15 protein-coding genes are annotated in these 20,479 nt (G+C 48.2%); 7 read left to right on the top strand and 8 right to left on the bottom strand.

Translation table 11 applies throughout. The features are described from left to right. Positions 1-25: 25 nt before the first annotated feature. Positions 26-3,400, bottom strand: coding sequence for a TonB-dependent receptor (locus DN748_RS05855; RefSeq protein WP_161554484.1), 3,375 nt, complete (start codon positions 3,398-3,400; stop codon positions 26-28). 198 nt (positions 3,401-3,598) lie between these two features. Beyond that, positions 3,599-4,861 carry a FecR family protein gene (locus DN748_RS05850; RefSeq protein ID WP_112370855.1) on the bottom strand — a complete coding sequence of 421 codons (1,263 nt, stop codon included), beginning with the start codon at positions 4,859-4,861 and terminating at the stop codon, positions 3,599-3,601. Between the two features lie 130 nt (positions 4,862-4,991). On the opposite strand from DN748_RS05850, the gene DN748_RS05845 reads away from it, so the two are divergent. Next, positions 4,992-5,531, top strand: a complete 540-nt coding sequence (locus tag DN748_RS05845) for an RNA polymerase sigma factor (RefSeq protein WP_112370854.1) — start codon at positions 4,992-4,994, stop codon at positions 5,529-5,531. A 17-nt stretch (positions 5,532-5,548) separates the two neighbouring features. Here DN748_RS05845 and DN748_RS05840 read toward each other — a convergent pair whose 3' ends face one another. Continuing rightward, complete coding sequence (locus DN748_RS05840; RefSeq protein ID WP_112370853.1) at positions 5,549-6,859, bottom strand: NAD(P)/FAD-dependent oxidoreductase; 1,311 nt, start codon at positions 6,857-6,859, stop codon at positions 5,549-5,551. 386 nt (positions 6,860-7,245) lie between these two features. Between DN748_RS05840 and DN748_RS05835 the strand changes: the two genes are divergently transcribed. Both DN748_RS05835 and DN748_RS05830 read left to right on the top strand, forming a co-directional pair. Continuing rightward, positions 7,246-7,740, top strand: coding sequence for an RNA polymerase sigma factor (locus DN748_RS05835; protein WP_112370852.1), 495 nt, complete (start codon positions 7,246-7,248; stop codon positions 7,738-7,740). A gap of 2 nt (positions 7,741-7,742) precedes the next feature. After that, positions 7,743-8,354, top strand: a complete 612-nt coding sequence (locus DN748_RS05830) for a hypothetical protein (protein WP_112370851.1) — start codon at positions 7,743-7,745, stop codon at positions 8,352-8,354. A 51-nt stretch (positions 8,355-8,405) separates the two neighbouring features. Here DN748_RS05830 and DN748_RS05825 read toward each other — a convergent pair whose 3' ends face one another. From DN748_RS05825 to DN748_RS05815, 3 genes are all read right to left on the bottom strand, one after another. After that, positions 8,406-11,186 carry an alpha/beta hydrolase family protein gene (locus DN748_RS05825; RefSeq protein WP_112370850.1) on the bottom strand — a complete coding sequence of 927 codons (2,781 nt, stop codon included), beginning with the start codon at positions 11,184-11,186 and terminating at the stop codon, positions 8,406-8,408. A gap of 83 nt (positions 11,187-11,269) precedes the next feature. Next, complete coding sequence (locus tag DN748_RS05820; protein WP_112370849.1) at positions 11,270-12,082, bottom strand: lysophospholipid acyltransferase family protein; 813 nt, start codon at positions 12,080-12,082, stop codon at positions 11,270-11,272. Positions 12,083-12,308: 226 nt separating this feature from the next. After that, on the bottom strand, positions 12,309-12,872 hold the full coding sequence (locus DN748_RS05815) for an NUDIX hydrolase (RefSeq protein ID WP_236636799.1): 564 nt from the start codon (positions 12,870-12,872) through the stop codon (positions 12,309-12,311). Positions 12,873-12,948: 76 nt separating this feature from the next. Between DN748_RS05815 and DN748_RS05810 the strand changes: the two genes are divergently transcribed. Further along, positions 12,949-13,704 carry a peptidylprolyl isomerase gene (locus tag DN748_RS05810; protein WP_112370847.1) on the top strand — a complete coding sequence of 252 codons (756 nt, stop codon included), beginning with the start codon at positions 12,949-12,951 and terminating at the stop codon, positions 13,702-13,704. 80 nt (positions 13,705-13,784) lie between these two features. Here the strand turns inward: DN748_RS05810 and xylA are convergent, their stop codons facing one another. Beyond that, complete coding sequence (gene xylA, locus DN748_RS05805; RefSeq protein WP_112370846.1) at positions 13,785-15,110, bottom strand: xylose isomerase; 1,326 nt, start codon at positions 15,108-15,110, stop codon at positions 13,785-13,787. Between the two features lie 101 nt (positions 15,111-15,211). Beyond that, positions 15,212-16,696, bottom strand: a complete 1,485-nt coding sequence (locus tag DN748_RS05800) for a xylulokinase (RefSeq protein WP_112370845.1) — start codon at positions 16,694-16,696, stop codon at positions 15,212-15,214. Between the two features lie 356 nt (positions 16,697-17,052). Between DN748_RS05800 and DN748_RS05790 the strand changes: the two genes are divergently transcribed. From DN748_RS05790 to uxuA, 3 genes are all read left to right on the top strand, one after another. Next, on the top strand, positions 17,053-18,096 hold the full coding sequence (locus tag DN748_RS05790; RefSeq protein WP_112370843.1) for a LacI family DNA-binding transcriptional regulator: 1,044 nt from the start codon (positions 17,053-17,055) through the stop codon (positions 18,094-18,096). A gap of 310 nt (positions 18,097-18,406) precedes the next feature. After that, positions 18,407-19,165: an SDR family NAD(P)-dependent oxidoreductase gene (locus tag DN748_RS05785; RefSeq protein WP_236636798.1), complete on the top strand. Its 759-nt coding sequence runs from the start codon at positions 18,407-18,409 to the stop codon at positions 19,163-19,165. A 126-nt stretch (positions 19,166-19,291) separates the two neighbouring features. Further along, entirely contained in the window at positions 19,292-20,464 is a 1,173-nt protein-coding gene (gene uxuA, locus DN748_RS05780) for a mannonate dehydratase (protein ID WP_112370842.1), read from the top strand. Positions 20,465-20,479: the final 15 nt, after the last annotated feature.

Below are 20,479 nucleotides of genomic sequence, written 5' to 3'. Positions count from 1 at the left end.
AGCCGTATATTTTTTAGTATTAATTTTAAAAAGAGAGATCCACCCCGAAAATAAAGTTCCTGGTCTGCGGTATCTGACCGGTATTTGAGGTAAAGTTGCTATCTGCTATATAGAACTCCGGATCATAGCCTGTCCATTTCGTCCAGGTCAGCACATTGGTCGCCGTAGCGTAAATACTAAAAGAATCGAGCCCTTTGATCATATATTTACGGGGCAGGTTATACTTGAGCGAGATCTGCTTGAGCCGGATATAGGAAGCATCCTCCAGAAACCTGTTTGAAGACCTTGTATGGTCTGCAGCAAGATGTTCAAATCCTGCGTCGATAGGTCTTGGGAAAGCAGTGATCTGTCCCGGGTATTTCCAGCTCTCTTCATAGGCCCGAAGCAGTGAATTTGTCTGTTGCGACCCGTTGGTATAAATTCTCGTATTGGTCGTGTTGTACAACTCCCTTCCCATATCGTACTGGAAGAAAACATCCAGTTCAAAACTCTTATAGGAAAAGCTATTGCTCAACCCTCCGAAGTAATCGGAAAGACGGCTTCCCCTCCCGTGCGGGGTATAGCTTGCCCCCCCTTGCGTTCCAGGAGCATAAGACAACCTGTCTTCTCCATGCCACCACATGGGTTTTCCGGTAGCCGCATTAACCCCGGCATACTGGTGGCGGAAGTTGGTTTGCAACGGCCATCCCACACGGATACCGGGTGACCCCGGCAAGGACACAACCTCTTCAACAGCTTCCTCACCTTCTTCACCTACTTCCACAACACCTTCGTAGAGTTTGGTAACCCTATTCTTTAAAAAAGCAATATTAAAATTGGCAGTCCACTTAAAGTCTCCCGATTTGATAAGGTCTGAATTCAGGTCGATCTCCAGCCCTTCGTTCTTTACTTCCCCTACGTTTCTGTAAATATCGGCAAAGCCGCTGTGCCAGGCTACGGGAGTATTGATCAAAAGGTCCTTGCTCAATCTGCGGTAGATATCTACCGAACCGTACAGTATCTTTTTGTACAGGGAGAAATCCAGGCCTATATTATAACTCACATTTCGTTCCCATCTTAGGTCGTCATTCGCCAGTTGGGTCCGTACTGTACCGGGAAGCCCTCCATACGAAGCACTTCCGTCCCACAGGGCCCGGCTTGCAAAATCACTGATAGCGCTGTTTCCGGTTTCGCCGTAGCTGAGACGCAGTTTTAACTGGTTTGCCACACTTTGTCCTCTCATAAAACCTTCCCTGGCAATATCCCATCCTACCGATACGGCAGGGAACAGCCCGTACTGATTATCGGCCCCGAACCTGGAAGAACCGTCATAACGCAGGACACCACTCACCATATACTTTTTCCTGAAGTTATAATTCACTTGTGAGAATGCCCCTGCCCTTTTGTTTTCCGTTCCGTTCTCATAGGCCCCCAATATAGTTGAGGCCGAAGACATATACCGGAATTGATAGGTAGGAAAACCTTCTGAAGTAGCACCCACCCGTTGTCTGTTATACCCCCTGTACTCCACACCTGCCAGTGCGTTTAACTGGTGGCCTCCTGTAAAGGTAGTATCATAGGTCAGCGTAGTCGAATTCGTAAAGATGTTTGAGTTCTGGTAGCGGAATGATTTGTATCCCGCCCTGTTAGCCCCTTCCTGGGAACGGGGGTCTATATAAAATTCGGTATCGTAATTTCTATAGGTCAGGCCAAACCTGGACTGAAACTGTAGCTTATCGCTCAGTTTATAGGTAAGCCGGAAAACACCGAAAAGGTTTCTGGTCCTGGCCAGCTGCGTATTGTATTCTGCCGCCTGGAGGGCATTATAGGGTGCATTCCCGGGAAAACGTACGGGCGCGTTCCATGAACCATCCTCATTTTTGATCGCGAGAAAGGGCAGCATTAGTGAGGCCGTATACTGAGGAGAAGAGAAATAAGCATAGGAACCATAGGAACGGTACCCCGCATTCCTGTTTACCTGGCTCAGGGTAGTGCTCAGCCACAGGTTTAATTTGTCATTGACATCGTGATTGAGGCGTATGTAAAGAGACCCTCTTGTAAAATCGTTAGGGGCAATCGTAGCTTCTGCCTTTTCATAAGAGCCCGAGATCCTGAACTTGGTTTTGTCCGACCCGCCGGTCATTGCCACATTGACCTTATCCGAAAAGGCCGGCTTGAAGGCCTCTTTCTGCCAATCGTAAGTAGGAAGGGCGGCGATCTCGGCATCGGTAAGGGTTATAGGCAGCAGGCTCTGCCTTAAAACTTCGGTACGTGCCTGCTCGCTGCTCCAGTCAGGGTTCAAATTAGACACTGCCTCCATCCTGACATTCAGGTACTGCTGGGTATTCAGCATTTCCAGAAATTCCAGGGGTGTCACCACTCCTTTTCTGTATCCTACAGTAAACTTCGTAGGTCCTGCTTTTGCACTTTTGGTGGTGATCAGCACTACTCCGTTCGCCGCCTGAGCCCCGTAAATAGAAGCGGCGGCGGCATCTTTCAGCACCTCTATGGACTCGATGTCGTTGGGGTCCATAAAATCCAATGGGTTTGAAGCAGAAACATTACTCGCGGAATCTTCCGAGTTTACCTCCACACCATCAACAATAAAAAGAGGAGAATTTCCGGCACTGATAGAGCCCTGGCCCCGGATCTGGATACTTATCGGCCCTCCCGGAAGTCCGGAAGCACTCTGTACCAGTACGCCAGCCATTCTACCCTGCATGGCCTGGTCAAAAGACTGTACCGGAATTTCCTGTATAACTTCCGATTTCAGCTGAGCCATCGCCCCGGTTATCGTTCTCCGTTCCTGGGTCTGGTATCCCGTTACCACTACTTCGCTGAGCTCGTCTACGTTTTCCTTCATCATCACGTTCAAAGGCTCAAAGTTTCTTACCGCGACCTCCTGGGTCTCCATCCCCAGATACTTAAACACGAGAACGTCGCCTATAGCGGCCTCCAGGTTATAATTCCCGTCAAAATCGGTAACCACACCCTTACCTGAACCCTTGATAAAAACGCTCACCCCCGGCAAAGGGGCTCCGTCTATATCTCTTATATGTCCTGTAACTATAGACTGAACGGTGTGAGCTGTTTCGGAGTTATCTTCCAGAGGAGCGGCGTTCCTCGAAAGCGAGACTATAATCTGCCGGTCAACAATTTTAAAGGTGTAATCGGGCCGTAATACTTGCTGAAGAATATTAACTACTGATTCATTCCTGGCTTTAATCGACACCTTTCGTTTGCTCTGTTGCACCCCGTCGGGGTAAAAGAATATATAATCGGTTTTCCTCTCGATATTCTCAAAAACCTCTTTCAGGGCTGCATCCTGAACATTGATATCAATTCTTGTTTGCGAACGGGAATCTTCTGCGTAAATGCTACTCAGCCCGAGACATACAGATAAAACGAAGATTCTGATCATGTGCCATAAAAACCTTTCTACGCTTTTTTTACAGGATAAAAAAAGGACAATAGTATTTTTATTCATAATTTTGTTATGTGTTAATGGTTGGCGAACCGTTAAACTGTAATTAATGGTCAGGGGATGCGGGAACATCTCCTGGCTTTTTGTTTTTGCTGGTCTATTTTTTCATATCACTCCGGTTTTTTATATTATTTATCAGTTAGTTAGTATAATCTTGCCCGACTCCCTTCTGTAATCAAAATACAGGGAACCTTTGATAATATCCAGGACATCCTCCAGGGATGCTTTCATATCCAGTTTTCCGGAGTATGTTGTTATGTTCTCGAATTCTCCGTCCAGTTCAATCTCAACTCCGTAATATCTCGATATTGTTTTCGCAATTTCCTCAACCTTCTCGTTCTCAAATACAAACACTCCTTCCCTCCATGACATATAGCTATCGGCATCAACGTCCATACGCGCGACATCTCCACTGGTTTTGTCGAACATGGCAAGTGTATTGGGTGTTATCCGTACTGTTGAATGTTCTGTGGAAACCTCCGGGTAAGTGATCTCCACACTTCCGCTTTTCAGCACGGTCCGGGAAAAGTCCTCATCGGGATAGCTCCGTACGTCGAAAATCGTTCCCAATACTTTTACAACCTGGCCCGCACTCAACACATAAAAAGGCTTTTTCGCATCGTGAGATACATCAAAAACGGCCTGTCCCTCGAGATATACCTCTCTTCTCTTTTTGGAAAAACGGGAAGGATAAGTCAGTACAGACCCCGAGTTCAGCCATACTTTTGTTCCGTCTGCCAGTAATACGGACGAGCGTTTCCCATAGGGTACTACTACAGTATTGTAGTTGTCCTTATCCACGGTCTTTTGGTGTACGGCCTGCTTTTCATTGATATCGATCCTCTCTCCCGATTCCGAATAAGATATTACGGGATTTGCTTCATTGATATCGATCTCCTCACCATCAACTATTAACCGGACATCCCCTTCATGGCTGGGTGATTGCAGTTTAAATTTCGAATATTTTTCAATAGACGGCGGTGTTTGAAAAGTGCGGTAAAAAAAGGTTATCCCAATCAGGACCACCACAGAGGCTGCCAGGCCGTAAATAAACCTCCTTCTTGCGATACTACGTGCAGACCTGTACCTGCCCGTTTTTACTTCTTCGGTTTCACGGTGTGGTGCTTTTGCGGTCCGGAAGTTGTCCTTATCCGGATCAAGGCTTTCCCCGGAGTTGATCTTTTGTAAAACAGATTGAAATAATGCTTCCTTCTTTTTATTGCCTTTCGGGGAATATGCCATTCCTGACAATTTGTGATGAAGCCTGGCATAGGCCGCAAACTCTTCCCTGGAAGTCTCGTCTGTCTTCAGGAGCTGATCCAGCTCAGACAGCTCTTTTTCAGAGATTTTGTCCAGAAAAAATTGTTGTATCAAATATGAAAAATGCTGTTCCGGCATATTTGTTTTTGCTTGTTTTTATACAGTTGACGTAATTGTTTCGCAAAACCCCTATCTCAGTTTGATATTTTTTTTCAATTTTTGCATATCAAACATCATATTTGTCAACTATTAAGTTAAAAATGTAAAAATGGGATACTCTCTCCAGGACGGTGTAGATTTGATCAAGGATTTGCAATCCGGTAAGGAAAGAGCTTTCGAATACCTCTTTAACGCACTGTATGATGAATTGACATATTTTATTTTGGGATTTTGTCATGATGTACAGACTGCAGAAGATATCGTACAGGTGACTTTTATCCGGCTTTGGGAAAAAAAAGAGACTATTTCCTTTCACACTTCTCTGAAGAACTACATGTACAGTGCCTGTTACAATCAATTTATTGACCACTTCCGGAAAAACAGGAATTTCACATCTGTTACTGTTGATCTCTACCGGGAAATCCTTATCTCGGAAGAGGATAACCAGGACCAACGGGATATGATACAGCAGAAACTGAGGGATGCCATTGACGAGCTGCCTGATAAGTGCAAACAGATTATCATCCTTCACAAAATGAAAGGTTACAAATACCGGGAAATAGCGGAAATGCTGAATATTTCCGTAAAAACCGTTGAAAATCAATTGTGGAAAGCTTATAAAATACTACGGGAGCGTATTATATTTTAAAAAACTTCCACGGTGTGCTATTGCTCTGCCTCTTTCTTTACGGCAGCTTCACGGCCTTTTTTCTTATACGGGCGTATAATGAGCCTGGCTTCCCGGTCGAAGCGGATATAATTGTAGAGCCAGTTGACGAAGACCACCATTTTATTTTTAAATCCGATAAGGGCAAACAGGTGTACGAATATCCATACGAACCATGCAAAAACCCCCTGAAACTTCCAGTGTGGCAGGTCTACCACAGCCTTGTTCCTCCCCACGGTAGCCATCGACCCCTTGTCGAAATACCGGAATGGTTTCATGGGTTTGCCCTGTATGTATTTTACGAGGTTACTTCCCAGCAGTTTTCCCTGTTGTATGGCGGGCTGGGCCATCATGGGATGCCCGTGCGGATATTTTTCCGTAGGCATATACGCCACGTCGCCGATGGCAAAAATATCCTTAAAGCCTTCTACCTGATTGAATTCGTCCACTTTTACCCTGTTGCCTCTGGCAACCAGGTCTTTTCCGTCAATCCCTTTCAGTGTGGCCCCTTCCACTCCGGCGGTCCATATCAGGGTTTCCGTTTCAAAGGACAGGTCGGCATTGGTAGCTACGGTATAGCCGTCGTAGTTCGTGACAATAGTACCCGTCCATATATTCACCCCGAGTTTTTCCAGGAATTCTGCTGCCTTTTTTGATGCTTTCGGGCTCATGGCATCGAGGATCCTGTCGGTACCCTGGACCAGGTTGATCTGCATCTGGCGTATATCGAGATCGGGATAGTCTTTAGGAAGTATCCCTTTCTTGATCTCTGCAAGCGCCCCTGCGAGCTCTACCCCGGTGGGGCCGGCACCTACGATGACAAAATTCATCAGGGCATTTCTCCTGTCCAGGTTATTGGTGAGCAGTGCCTGTTCGAAATTCTCGAGAATAAGGCTTCTCAGGTTCAGTGACTGCGGAATGGTTTTCATGGCCATCCCGTTGTTCTTCACCGCCTCATTACCAAAATAATTTGTCCTGGAACCGGTAGCTATCACCAGGTAATCGTACGTGATCTCCCCTATATCGGTCTTTATTATCTTTTTTTCCGGTACCACCTGCTCTACCTCGGCAAGGCGAAAGTAGGAATTAGGGTAATTTTTCAGTACCTTCCGTATGGGATAGGCTATAGAATCGGGCTCGAGCCCTCCGGTGGTCACCTGGTATAAAAGCGGCTGAAAGGTGTGATAATTGTGCCTGTCGAGCATAACCACCTGCAGGTCCTGCTTCCCCAGGCGTTTTGCCAGTTCCAGGCCGGCAAAGCCTCCGCCTATGATTACGACCCTGGGAAAACTGGTTTTCGGAATATTCATAGAAAGATCGAATTTTACTCACCGGGTGAGGTTTAAAAGATTCCGGCATCCATTGCCGGATGTTTTAATTCGTTTTTCTGTCTCAGGTCTCACGGATCACCTCCGGGAGATCACAGACAGTGCAAAGGTAATTCTTAAATATTGTTTACACCATGAACAGCAGGCAAAATTACAGGGCAAAAGTATTTAAATTTTACCCGAGAGCATTACCGAAAGCCCGGAGATCCCTCCCCCGGCTAAAAGGTCGGGACAGGCGCTACGGCCGGGATGACAGCTCCCGTACTTCCAACTTCGTGCTCCGTGCTTCCGGCTTCCAACACCCTTCATTTTTTATTTGTAACAAAAAGAGGGAAATTGCTACTCATTGTCAAACATTATTCTAAACTGTGGACAAGGACCTGGAACATCGCTTTATCACTCAACTGGAAAAGCATCAAAACATTGTGCATAAGGTATGCCGGATCTATACTTCCGGGCAGGATGAGCACAATGACCTGTTCCAGGAAATAACCATTCAGCTGTGGAAGGCCTTTCCAAAATTCCGGGGAGAATCCAAATTCAGCACCTGGATGTACAGGGTAGCATTGAATACTGCCATAACACTTTACCGGAAATCGAAAAAGAGTGTGCGGGGCGACCATTATGAACATGTGTTGAACAATCTCAAATACAACGAATACAACGATGAAGAAGAGCAACAACTGAAACTGATGTACGACGCTATAAAACAACTTAGCGACGTGGAAAAAGCACTGATCTTTCTATACCTCGAAGACAGGAGCTACAAGGAAATATCCGAAACACTGGGCATTACCGAAGTCAATGCCCGTGTAAAAATGAACCGGATAAAATCTAAATTGCGAACTATACTGAACCCGTGATCATGGATGAGTTTGAGCTGTTAAAAAAGGACTGGAAGAAAAGGGAAGCATCACTGCCGAAACTATCCTATCAGGATATCTATAAAATGATCCTGAAAAAATCGTCCTCCAATGTAAAATGGATATTCATCATAAGTATGGTGGAACTGTCGATAGGATTGGTCTTCCTGTTCTATACGCCTGCCTATATGGAGCAAATGAACTATCTCTTTGTGGATGTACTGTCGTACCTCGCGTATCCGGTCATTATTTATTTTGTGTTCCGGTTCTATACAAACTACAAAAAAATATCCGCCACATCCTCGGTAAAAGGACTGATGGATTCCATTCTCAGGGCGCGGAAAACAGTAAAGCACTACATCATTTTCAACCTCTCCGTCATTTTCATCACCTCCGTATGCACCTCTGTAATCATGTATGTCAAAAAACAGGGGGGCTGGGCCGTATATAAACAGCATTCGGAGTTAGGAGACCACCTCATTCTTATGGCCCTTGCAGTATTGGTCACTGCACTGATGATAGGCCTGTGCCTGGGGGTCTACCTTTTGCTCTACGGTTTCCTGCTGCGACGGCTCAACAGGAACTATAGGGAACTGAAAAAGATGGAGGTTTAGGTTACAGTTTTGAGACAGACAGACGAACTGACAACTACCAACTAAGAACTCTCAATACCCCTTATTGTATTCCTTCTGTAATGCAGGGCGTCCTTTTACCATCCATTCCGGGGCATCTTTTCCCTTGAGATAGTGGTCAAAGAACTGCATCATCCGTATGGAAAGGTCCTTGCGATTACCCCAGCTGCTGCCTTTCAGGTTGTGAGGCTCCCCGTTGTAGGTAAGCATCCATACCGGTTTATCCAGTCTTCTCAGGGCCACAAAATACTCTATTCCCTGGTACCACGGTACCGCCCCGTCGTTGTCATTGTGCATCATGAGCAGGGGGGTATTCACCTTGTCAGCAAAAAACAGGGGAGAATTCTCTATATACAAGTCCCTTTTCTCCCATAGCGTTCCTCCTATACGGCTCTGGGTGTGTTCGTACTGGAACATCCTGCTCATACCGGTCTGCCAGCGTATCCCCCCGTAGGCACTGGTCATATTGCTCACGGGGGCCCCGGCCATTGCAGCGGCAAACATATCGGTCTGTGTAACCAGGTATGCGGTCTGGTACCCTCCCCAGCTCTGGCCCTGAAGGGCTATGTGCTCCGAGTCGATATACGAATGTTCCGACATCAGTTTTTCTACCCCGCTAACGATACAATTATAGGCACTTTCACCGGGATATCCCTCCTTATACACGATATCCGGAACGAATACCAGGTAGTCGTTACTGGTGTAGAAAGTCCGGTTGATCACAGACCTGCTGGGGGTTGGGGCATAATGCCGGTGATAGGTATCCGAGCTGCGTTCATAATAGTACACCACCATGGGATACTTGCGCCCCGGTTCCATATTTTCGGGAGTGTACAATAGCCCCTGCAAGGGAACATTGTCGTAATTTTTCCATTCCACCAGGCTCGCATTTCCCCACAGGTATTCTTTTTGCTGCGGGTTGGCCGAGGTATATTTTTCCGGGGTATCAAGCGCTGTCGTAGTTATCCACAGGTCCGGGTATTCCCTGAAAGTCTCCCTGCTAAAGAAAACCCTGTCTGCATTTTTTGCCTTTACCGGACGTCCCAAACTGTAATCACCGCTCATCACCACTTTACTGGTATTCCGCTTCAGGTCTGCCAGGGCATACCCTGCCTTTTTGGTTTCTTCCCCGAAAACAGACAACCACACTTTCCCGTCTTCTCCCATATATTTCTCATCGCGGTTCAGGGAAAGGTACCTGTAAACGGTTTTTTCCTCCCTGCCGTTCTGTGTGAGCCTTACCGGTTTTTTTCTTCCTGAAGGGTCCAGCTTCCATATATCGTAACGGTCGTATGCATAAACGGCCTTGTCGCCCTCACTCCAACCCGCAATTCCGTAAGGATACGGCTCGCTGGGAGTATCGTTTCTCTCATCGTAAAAGGCGACCCCAAGCTCTTTGGTCAGGGGAATATGCCTGTTACTCTTCAGGTCTATCGAATAATACACGCTGTCCTTCCTGTTGTAATATAGGGCATAGTGCTGTGCCGGCCCCATCCACACATGGTTCTGGGCCTTTACCAGCAATTGTCTCTTGCCCGAGTTCAGGTCTATGGTGTAAATATCCTTCACCCACAGGGCATTCCAGGACGAAGCTCTCCGGTACGGTTTTTCATCTTCTGCCAGCACATAAGCGCCATCCCCCTTGTTCAGCACCGTAACTTCCGGAACCGCACTATCGGCAAGTTGTAATGACTTCCCCGCTTCAAAATCATATACGGCCGAAAAGGTCTTCCTGCGGTCCCTGGACAGGTTGACTTTCTGCTGCGGCTGTAACAGGCTATCGGTCCACGCCCATATATCCACCTGGGCCCGCTCGCTGTTCAGCAGCGTATCCCTGGTTCTCTCTCCCTGGTAACGCGCCGTTCCGAAAAACAGTCTTTTTCCGTTTTCCGAAAAAAACATACTGCCGTTTTCAGAAGGGGTCCAGCCATCGGGAAGGGAGGCAATGCTTCCTTTCTTCAATTCGCTTACCGCACTTCCCTTCCCGGTATACAGTGTGTATTTTTTAATCTTGGTCGTATCTTCCGAGAAGAGAAACGCCAGTTTTTCACCTTCCGGACCGAGGTTTATTTTCTTTACTTCCCCTTCGCCCTTAAAAAGCGTATCTGCCTGCATGGTTGCGGTATCCAGGCGCAGTACCGATGCCCATGTTGCTGTGCTGTCCTTTTTTTCACTCTGGAACAGCAGGCTGTTCTTTTTACGGGCCCAGGTATACGATTTTACATTTTTAAACGAGATACTGTCTTTTTTAAGGGGATTGAGTACCACCACAAGCGTATCCTTTTTCTGTTTTTTCCCGGCTTTAAGGCTGTCTGATTCCTTTTTCCCGTCCGGGTCCGCTATTTCGGTTATGGTCTTAAAAGCCAGCCAGCTCCCTCCTTCGGCCGGAAGGCTGAAATCCTTGACATCGGGATACTTCAATACCTCCCGGCTTTCCAGCAGGTATATACCGAGGGAGTCCGAGGGTTTCTTATCGCCTTTCCATCCTTCGGTCTCCGCTTTTCTGCGCAAACCGAAAGGAGGCTTTATACGAAACGCCACCAGTGCACTGTTCCCGCTTATCCGGGCACCTCCCCCCCGTTCGAGGGTATCCGAAACCCCATTGCGGATATCGGTGATCACCAGGCTGCCGTCCCCGTTGCCGTCATTGTACTCGTATACCAGGAAATTCCCGTCTTCCGAAAATTGCGGGCCGGAAATATGTTTCCACCGGTCAAAATCGTCCGGTGTAAGCGCCTTTTTCTGCGCGAGCAGTATCCCGTTACACATCAGGCAGTACAGGAGAAGTGCCTGAAAGTTTTTCTTTACGATCATAACAATTGTATTTATCCCAAAAATAGTAAAACTATATCGTTCGGGGCATCCCGCCCCGGTTTCTGTAAAAAGTTATTGCCTTATCACTCTTCCCTGTAACTCCACCTGCGCTTCTCATTCAGTTCCTCTTCCATCTGCAGGGCTTCTTCGGGGATTACCCTGAGAAATGAAGGATGTTGTTCAATGGCATATTCCAGCTGTTCGACGATCTGCTCAACGGTATCCTTTTCATAATCGATCTCCAGCGGTTGCTTGATCACCATGGATTGCAGTATTCCCTTCTTCTTGATCCACAATCCCTTTTTGTCAAAGGACCTCCTGAAACCGTCTATAACCACGGGAATAACGATGGGTTTATACTGTTTTATGATATGGGCCGTACCCTTTCGTATGGGTTTCCAGGGTTTGGTCGTCCCCTGCGGAAAAGTGATCACCCATCCGTCTTTCAGGGCTTTCCCGATATTCTCCGTGTCTTGCGGGTTCACGTCCCGCTTTACACTTTTTCCCTTTTCCCTCCAGGTGCGTTCTACCGTAATGGCTCCTGCATAAGACATGATCCTGGCCAGTAACCCCGCCCTCATGGTTTCCCTGGCAGCCACATAATAGATATTGAGTTTGGGATGCCATATGTACCCCACATTTTTTATCGAATCCACACGATGGGTAAGGCTGGCATTAAAAACGTGGAACATGGCCACCACATCGGCAAAATAAGTCTGATGGTTGGAAACAAACAATACCCCGGTCGGGGGCAGTTCCTTGATAATTTCGGAACCTTCTATACTGAGCTCGTTAAACCCGCGGTATCTTCTGTGCGTAAGAAGCCCGAAGATACGGATAAGCCATTTTTTTAGAAACAGAATATGTCCGAAAGGATTTTTTTTAAACAACCCCATAAAGTCTCACTGGTTTTAGGGCTTGTTTAAACCGGTTTAAACAAGCTCTTATATGAAAACATTACCTGCAAAAATATACATTTCTTTCGTTACGTCCCGGAAACCCCTCCCCCGACCAAGAGTCGGGTCAGGACTACCGTGGGGATGAACAAAGCCACTACAAACACAGGATGACAATTATGAACCTCGTGCTTCCGGCTCCGTACTCCCAATTTCCAGCCTCTGGTCATTCCATAGCCGTAATGACCAGGTCCTTTACCTCGCTGAGCATTGCCGCCGTAGCTCCCCACACATCATATCCGCGGAAACGGAAATAGGGTACATTTTTATTACTGCCGTACGATGTTATAAAGTCCTTTTTAAGCACGATACTGTCGTCCAGCATATCGGCAAGGGGAACTTCCACCAATTCGGCGACCTCCTCCGGCTGCGGATAAAAGAACGGAGGAGCACTCAGTATCCCCATAAACGGATATACCATAAAATTACTGGGAGGAACGTAAAGGGAGGTAAGCGAACGGATCACCTGTATACTTTCTGCCGGCACTCCTGTTTCTTCGACCGTCTCCCTGATCGCCGTGGCTTCAATATCCCTGTCTTCTTCTTCCATCTTTCCGCCTGGAAAACCAACCTGGTTGGCATGTACTCCCTGGTAATCCTTTCGCATCAGGAGCACAATATTCGCCGTGTTGTTGCGGTCGGGATAAAACAGCGCCATGACACCAGCCTTACGGGGTGTTGCCGCATTGAGTTCCGCTTCCATCAATATCCGTCGTGAGGCCGAAGCCATTTTATACTGAGATTCCCTTCCCGGTAAAGACAGATTTTTTATTTTTGGTATTAATTCTAAAAACTCGTCAAAATTCATGTTACGTCACACACTGGGTCTCTGCACAATAATACTACTTATATTCCTAACCGCATGTCAAGAAAACGCTAAAAAAAACGCGGCGGCCGACAACGGTAAAAACATTCGCGGGGAACAGCCTAAACCGGACAGTACGGAAACACCGGGCAAGGAAAAAGATACTGTCCTTCCCGCAGATAAAAACACAAAAGCAGAAGACACCATTGTACTCAACGACGACAACGCCATCCCGTTCTTTTACGAATACAATAAAAAGCACAAGGAAAACAAGGTAAAAATAAGCACAAAGTTCGGAGACATCATTATCGAACTGTTCCGGGAGACTCCCTATCACCGGTCCAATTTTATCTACCTGACCAGGAAGGGCTATTTTAACGGCACCAGCTTTCACAGGGTTGTAAAGGACTTCATTATACAGGGAGGGAGTTCCGATAGCAGGGCTGTAACAGGCAGAAGAGGTGAAATAGGGCGATACCTGTTGCCTCCCGACACCGACAGCGGATTAAAGCACCACCGGGGCGTGGTTTCCATGCCGAGCAGTGATAATGTGGACAACCCGCATAAACTGGCCTCCCCGTATGAGTTCTTTATTGTAACCAGAAGCCCCGGAGCCTATCACCTCGACGGAAAATATACCGTTTTCGGCAAGGTGATCCGGGGAATGGACGTGGTAGACAAGATCAACCGGCTTCCTACCGACAGCCGGGAATGGCCTTATGAGAACATACGAATGGAAGTGGAGGTCCTGGAATAAACACATCCCGGATACTCACGGAAAGTATATACTTCGTTACAAGTTGCAGGTTGGGGTCTGAACTCATAACTCTGAACCGGTTATATATACCGATTGACCAGGTTTTCAAAAAATTCCTGCCTTCCGCTTCGCTGAGCAATATCCTGGTGTGCTGCCGCATAGCGGTACAACTCTTCCAGGGAGGTGACTCCATCGGCAAACTGCTTGCCTTCTGCAGTGTCGAAAGACCGGTACCGTTCTTTTCGGAGTTCCAGGTATTCCGATTCGTCCAGGATGCGCTGTGCAGCGACCAAAGCCCGGGCAAAAGCATCCATGCCGCCGATATGGGCGTAGAAAATATCTTCGGGGTCTGTCGAATTGCGACGGGTTTTTGCGTCAAAATTCACTCCGCCTCCCTGGAACCCTCCGGCCTGGAGGATCACCAGCATGGCCTGTGTGAGTTCGTATACATCCACCGGGAACTGGTCGGTATCCCATCCGTTCTGGTAGTCTCCCCGGTTGGCATCTATGCTTCCGAGCATGTTCTGGTCTGCCGCCACCTGCAGTTCGTGTTCGAAGGTGTGCTGCGCCAGGGTAGCGTGGTTGACTTCCAGGTTCAGTTTAAAATCGTCCAGGAGATCATACCTGGCAAGAAAGCCCAGAACTGTTGCCGCGTCGAAATCGTACTGATGCTTGGTAGGTTCCATCGGTTTGGGCTCTATGAAAAACTTTCCCTTAAACCCCTGTTTCCGCGCATAGTCCCGGGCCATGTGCAGAAAAGTGGCAAAGTGTTCCTGTTCTCTTTTCATATCGGTATTCAACAGGGACATATAACCTTCCCTGCCCCCCCAGAACACATAATTTTCCCCTCCCAGCTTGATGGTAATATCCAGGGCGTTCCTGATCTGTGCCCCTGCCCTGGCCACTATATCAAAATCCGGATTGGTAATGGCACCGTTCATATAACGGGGGTGGCTAAAGCAGTTGGACGTTCCCCAGAGCAGTTTTACTCCTGACATCTTCTGCTTTTCCAGGGCATAATCCGAGATGAACTGCAATCTTTTTTCACTTTCTTCCAGCGTCTCCCCTTCGGCGATCAGGTCGAAGTCGTGAAAGCAGTAATAGGGCGTCCCCAATTTGGTCATAAACTCAAAGGCCGCATCCATCTTATCCCTGGCCTGCTGCCTGACATCTGCAGCTTCCAGCCAGGGGAATTTTTTGGTTCCTGCTCCGAAAGGGTCGCCTCCCGTCGCCGAAAAGGTGTGCCAGTAAGCCACGGCAAAACGGAAGTGCTCTTTCATGGTTTTGCCTCCTACTACCTGATCTTCGTCATAATACCTGAATGCAAGCGGGTTACGGGACGAAGGCCCTTCAAACTGTATTTTTCCTATACCCTTAAAATACTCGCGATCTCCTAATGTTATCATTTCCGGTTCATGTTTTTATTATTATTCTACCGTTACTCAACCCGTTTTGAATTATTCATATGGCAGTTTCCCTGTGTAATCCTAAAAAAGAGTCCCTGGTTTTACCCGGTATTTCTTTTCAGGACTTCCTTCCAGATCCCGTATGCATCGATAAAAGTCTGTCCCTCTTTTTCAGGATGGTACACGGCAACGGACCTGTCTTTTGCAAAGGCTTCACGAAGGTCTTTAAAATCTCCGGAACCGTACCCGGCCGCCCTGGCGGCACCCACTGCTCCCGTAGTATCCGTAATACGGATCTCTGTGCCGACCAGGGTAGCAATAGTGCGGGAGAAGAGCCCGGAACGGAAGAGGTTATCTCCTCCTGCCCTGATGGCGGTGAGGTTTACCCCGTCATTGCGCAGTATTTCCATCCCGTATACAAAAGAAAAGGCGATCCCCTCCAGTGCCGCCCTGTACAAGTGTTTCCGTTCGTGGATATTGAAATTGAGATTCAGTACCGAGGCACCCGCATCAACATTGCCGAGCATCCGTTCCGCCCCGTTCCCGAAAGGGAGAACAAGCAGCCCTCCACTTCCCGCGGGCACCTCCCCCGCAAGTTGGTTCATCGCTTCGTAAGACATGGCCTCTCCCGAGACCTGGTCTCTCATCCAGCGATACAGAATTCCCGCCCCGTTAATATTGAGCAGTTTTCCTATACGCGGATGTTCCGGGGTGTGGTTTACATGTGCAAAATTATTGGTACGTATCCCCTCGGTAGTATGCGGAGTATCACTTACGGCATATACTACTCCCGAGGTGCCCCCCGTAGCAGCGATCTCCCCGGGCTCCATCACGTTCAAAGACAGTGCATTATTGGGCTGGTCTCCTGCGCGGTACAGCAGGGGTATCCCCGTCATGAGCCCCAGTTCCGAGGCTGCACCGGAGGTCAGCCGCCCCTGCTCCGCAAAGGTGGGTACTACTTCCGGGACAAATGCAGGATCTATTCCGGCCTGTTCCAGCAACCATAGGGCAGGCTTATTCTCCTTAAAATCCCAGGCGATACCTTCCGACAGGCCCGAAGGTGTAGTCGTGCACCTGCCGGTGAGTTTCATCGCTATAAAGTCTCCGGGGAGCAAAAACCGGTACACTTTGGCATATATCCCGGGTTCATTCTCCTGCACCCATTTCAGCCTGGAAAGTGTGAAATTTCCCGGGGTATTGAGCAGCCGGTCGATGCAGCGCCTTTCCCCGGCTGTGCGCAGCAGTTCCCTTCCCGTAACAACCGCACGGCTGTCACACCATATAATGGCATCGCGGAGCACCTGCTGCTGCCGGTCTACCAGTACCAGCCCGTGCATCTGGTAGGAAACCCCTATCCCTTTTACACTTCCGGCCCCTACGTTGTTCTCCCGGAGCAGTCGCGAAGTGGCCCTGACCAGGTGGTCCCACCACATCTCCGGGTCCTGCTCGCCCCAACCCGGTCTTTTCGAAGTAATGGCCATCTCCTCTTCGGGAGAACGGGTTGTCCCGACTACTTCACCCGTACCGCTTTTCACAAGCGCCGCTTTTACGGAAGAACTTCCTACATCATATCCGATCCAATACATACGGAGATATTCTAAAATTATGATTGACTGTACTATTATGGCACGCGGAACTCAAAAAACACCTTATAGTATATATAACTATATGTAAGAATAAAATTAACCATATCTTTTTAACAGGCAATTTTTTCGGGCTGTTTTTTTAATGAATTGCTTTCCTTCCTTATTCAGGACCATATACAGGGATGTCCCCGTCGATCGGTTTTCTTTAAAAACCGGTATTCTCCGCGCTTCTTTCCGCAGGTCCCGTATTGGGTTTAAATATGTATCTTTGATTTTCATTCCATGCTTTCCGTACCTACCCGTTCGTTGCCGGGCAAGCCGGAAAAATACCCGGAAAGAACTAAACTGCAGCATAGATGAAGACCAACAAGGAAGTAACCATATACGATATCGCCAGGAAACTCAAATACTCTCCATCTACCATTTCCAGGGCGCTCAACAACCACAGCAGCATAAGTGGCAAGACCATCGGGATCATCAAGAAAACGGCCAGGGAAATGGGATACCGCCCCAATTCCATTGCGGCAAGCCTGCGCAATAACAAGAGCAAGACCATAGGAATCATGATATCTCGCATAAACCGTCCTTTTGTGTCTTCTCTTATCAGCGGGATAGAAGAAAAAGCCCGTGAGGCCGGATATAATGTTATTATAAGCCAGTCCAACGACAAATACGACAACGAGGTTTTCAATGCCCAGACCCTGTACAACAGCCGTATCAGCGGCCTGGTCGTCTCACTGTCGATGGAGACGCGGAAACTGGACCATTTCAGCCAGTTCATAAAGCAGGGGATTCCCATTGTTTTTGTGGACAGGATCCCCGACAAGCTGAAAGGGTACAAGGTGATCATCGACAATTATGCCGCCGGGTACAAGGCTGCCGAACATCTCATCCAACAGGGATGCAAACGCATTGCCCATTTTGCGGGGGCACAGCACCGCAATGTATACCGGGAAAGAAAACACGGGATGCTGGATGCGCTAAACGATTACAATATCGCTGTAAATGACGACCTTATCATTGACTGCCAGGCACTCAGCTTTGAAGAAGGAGCAGAAGGCATGCGACGGTTAATGAACCTGCCGCAACCTCCCGACGGCCTGTTTGCGGCCAACGACACTTCGGCGGTAAGCGCCATACTGTACGCCAAAAAACACGGGATAGATATTCCCCGCGACCTGGCCATTATCGGGTTCAATGACGATCCGATCGCCTCCATAGTAGACCCGCCCCTGTCTACCATAACCCATCCGGCCATCGAGATGGGAAATATCTGTACCGAACGGATATTGCAGCACATTACAGACGCCGACAAAAAAGACAGCGATGCTCCGGAAATCATCACCCTGCCTACCGAACTTCTTATGCGGGCTTCTTCCCTGCGCCATACCAATCCCTGACCCGGGAGCCGGGATCACCTGAAAACGTATACCGAAATTGTTTTACCCACTTCATCCCGGCTATAATCTGTTAATATCCCCTGTTATCAACCACCAAAACGCAACCGATTGCACTTTTTCTTGGAAGCGGAGGATTTTTTCATTTATTTTACGCTTTCGTTACAGGGGGCTCCTCTGTCATGCCGGGTGTTTCAAAAAGGTTCTCATAAAAGGAACAGACCACTCGCAAGACAGGCATGGAAAAACCCGACAGCATATTTTCGACGCAAGCCTGCCTGTTCGCCAGACGGAAGTCGGAGTTTAAATCTCGATGATCGAGCAAATTTTTTCAGATATGACCAAAACCGCTATTGTAACCGGGGGAAATTCCGGTTTGGGATATGCCACGGCAAAAAAACTGTGTAACAATGGGATTCGCACCTATATTATAGGGCGCAACCGGGAAAAAACCGAAAATGCCTGCAAGGAGATCGGCGAGCTTGCCGTTCCGGTCATTTTCGACCTTAACGACCTGGAGGGTATTCCCGCCCTGATCGCCGGTATTGCCGAAAACCATCCCATTGACATCCTGGTCAATAATGCCGGGATCAACATGAAAAAGGAATTTCTCGACGTTACCGACCAGGATTTCCAGACCATCATACACACCAATGTATTCAGCGTCTTTGCGGTAAGCCGGGAAGTGGTCAGGAACATGAAGGACAATGACGGCGGCAGTATCGTCAATATCAGTTCGATGACCTCTCAATACGGTATCCCTAAAGTCATTGCGTACTCCGCCAGTAAAACCGCCATAGAAGGAATGACCAGGGCGATGGCCGTGGAACTGGCCTCTTTCGGGATCAGGGTCAATTGTGTTGCCCCGGGATTTATCAAGACCAAAATGTCTTCAAAGGCACTCGACAATGATCCAGAAAGAAAAAACAAGGTACTCTCGCGCACTCCCATGGGAAAACTCGGGGACCCTTCCGATATTGCCGATGCTGTATTCTATTACGCGACCTCCGAATCGAAATTTACCACTGGTACCGTACTTCCGGTAGACGGCGGTAACAGCATAGGGTTTTAATGTGCCAATGTGATAATGTGCCAATGTGATAATGTGCCAATGTGATAATTGACCAATTGGCTAATTGGCACATTGGCTAATTAACTAATTAACTAAATTTAAATCAGAAACCACGCGATGATAAGAATGCAGCAAACCATGCGATGGTATGGGCCACAGGACGGGGTGAGCCTGGAAGAGATCAGACAGGCCGGTGCCAGTGGTGTCGTTACGGCCTTACACGAAATACCCGTGGGAGAAGTATGGAGTGAAGAGGCTATAAGGGAGAGACTCGGTATAGTACATAACGCAGGGCTCGAATGGACGGTCATCGAAAGCCTGCCGGTACACGAAGATATCAAGAGACGCCAGGGAAACTATAAACTTTACATCGAGAACTACAAAAAAAGCCTGAAGCATATTGCCGCATGTGGCCTTGAAGTGGTTACCTACAACTTTATGCCCGTACTGGACTGGGTGCGTACCGATACGTTTTTCGTCAATGATGACGGCACCAGGACGCTGCGCTTTGAGCGGGAGGCTTTTATGTATTTCGACCTGTTTCTCCTGCGGCGTCCCGGGGCGGAAGACGATTATTCACAGGAAGAAAAGGAACAGGCTGCCGCCTATGGCGATTCGCTGACCAGTGACGAACAACAGGCCCTGTTCCGTACGGTACTGCTGGGGCTTCCGGGAAGCAAGGAGAGCTTTACTCCTGAAAAGGTACTCGGCCTGTTAAAGCAATACGAAGGTATTGATGATGAAAAACTCCGTGAAAACCTCTATTACTTTCTCGGAGAGGTTGCTCCCCTGGCAGAAGAACTGGGGCTTAAACTGGCCATCCATCCCGACGACCCGCCTTTTTCCGTTCTCGGACTGCCCAGGATCGTATGCTCTGAAAAAGACATTGCACGTATACTCGATGCCGTTCCCGTAAATGCCAACGGACTTTGCTACTGCACCGGCTCGCTGGGGGCAAACCCGGACAACGACCTCCCGGCCATTCTCGAACGCCACGGAGACCGCATACATTTCCTGCACCTGAGGAGTGTAGCCAAAGAAAAGGAAGGTGTATTCCGGGAAGCTGAACACCTCAGCGGCGATGCCCCCATGAGCACCATCGTATACAAGGTTTTGTTGCTCATGAATAAAAGAGGACATGCTCTTCCCATGAGGCCGGACCACGGCGCCCTGTTTACCTTAGAGCAGAACCGGGAACATTTTTCCGGATATTCCCTGATCGGGCGATTAAAAGGACTGGCTGAAATCAGGGGACTGGAACAAGGACTGGTCTATGCTTTTGATAATGTGCCAATGTGATAATGTGCCAATGTG

The sequence above is a fragment of the Sinomicrobium soli genome (assembly GCF_003285545.1).
In the GTDB taxonomy this organism is placed as follows: Bacteria; Bacteroidota; Bacteroidia; order Flavobacteriales; family Flavobacteriaceae; genus Sinomicrobium.
The sequence above is the reverse complement of the archived record's forward strand: the minus strand, read 5'-3'. Positions and strand labels throughout refer to the sequence as shown.

Coding starts and splice junctions, on each gene's coding strand:
- DN748_RS05855 (WP_161554484.1), bottom strand. CDS start 3,400: ATGATCAGAATCTTCGTTTTATCTGTATGTCTCGGGCTGAGTAGCATT.
- DN748_RS05850 (WP_112370855.1), bottom strand. CDS start 4,861: ATGCCGGAACAGCATTTTTCATATTTGATACAACAATTTTTTCTGGAC.
- DN748_RS05845 (WP_112370854.1), top strand. CDS start 4,992: ATGGGATACTCTCTCCAGGACGGTGTAGATTTGATCAAGGATTTGCAA.
- DN748_RS05840 (WP_112370853.1), bottom strand. CDS start 6,859: ATGAATATTCCGAAAACCAGTTTTCCCAGGGTCGTAATCATAGGCGGA.
- DN748_RS05830 (WP_112370851.1), top strand. CDS start 7,743: ATGGATGAGTTTGAGCTGTTAAAAAAGGACTGGAAGAAAAGGGAAGCA.
- DN748_RS05825 (WP_112370850.1), bottom strand. CDS start 11,186: ATGATCGTAAAGAAAAACTTTCAGGCACTTCTCCTGTACTGCCTGATG.
- DN748_RS05820 (WP_112370849.1), bottom strand. CDS start 12,082: ATGGGGTTGTTTAAAAAAAATCCTTTCGGACATATTCTGTTTCTAAAA.
- DN748_RS05815 (WP_236636799.1), bottom strand. CDS start 12,872: ATGGCTTCGGCCTCACGACGGATATTGATGGAAGCGGAACTCAATGCG.
- DN748_RS05810 (WP_112370847.1), top strand. CDS start 12,949: ATGTTACGTCACACACTGGGTCTCTGCACAATAATACTACTTATATTC.
- xylA (WP_112370846.1), bottom strand. CDS start 15,110: ATGATAACATTAGGAGATCGCGAGTATTTTAAGGGTATAGGAAAAATA.
- DN748_RS05800 (WP_112370845.1), bottom strand. CDS start 16,696: ATGTATTGGATCGGATATGATGTAGGAAGTTCTTCCGTAAAAGCGGCG.
- DN748_RS05790 (WP_112370843.1), top strand. CDS start 17,053: ATGAAGACCAACAAGGAAGTAACCATATACGATATCGCCAGGAAACTC.
- DN748_RS05785 (WP_236636798.1), top strand. CDS start 18,407: ATGATCGAGCAAATTTTTTCAGATATGACCAAAACCGCTATTGTAACC.
- uxuA (WP_112370842.1), top strand. CDS start 19,292: ATGCAGCAAACCATGCGATGGTATGGGCCACAGGACGGGGTGAGCCTG.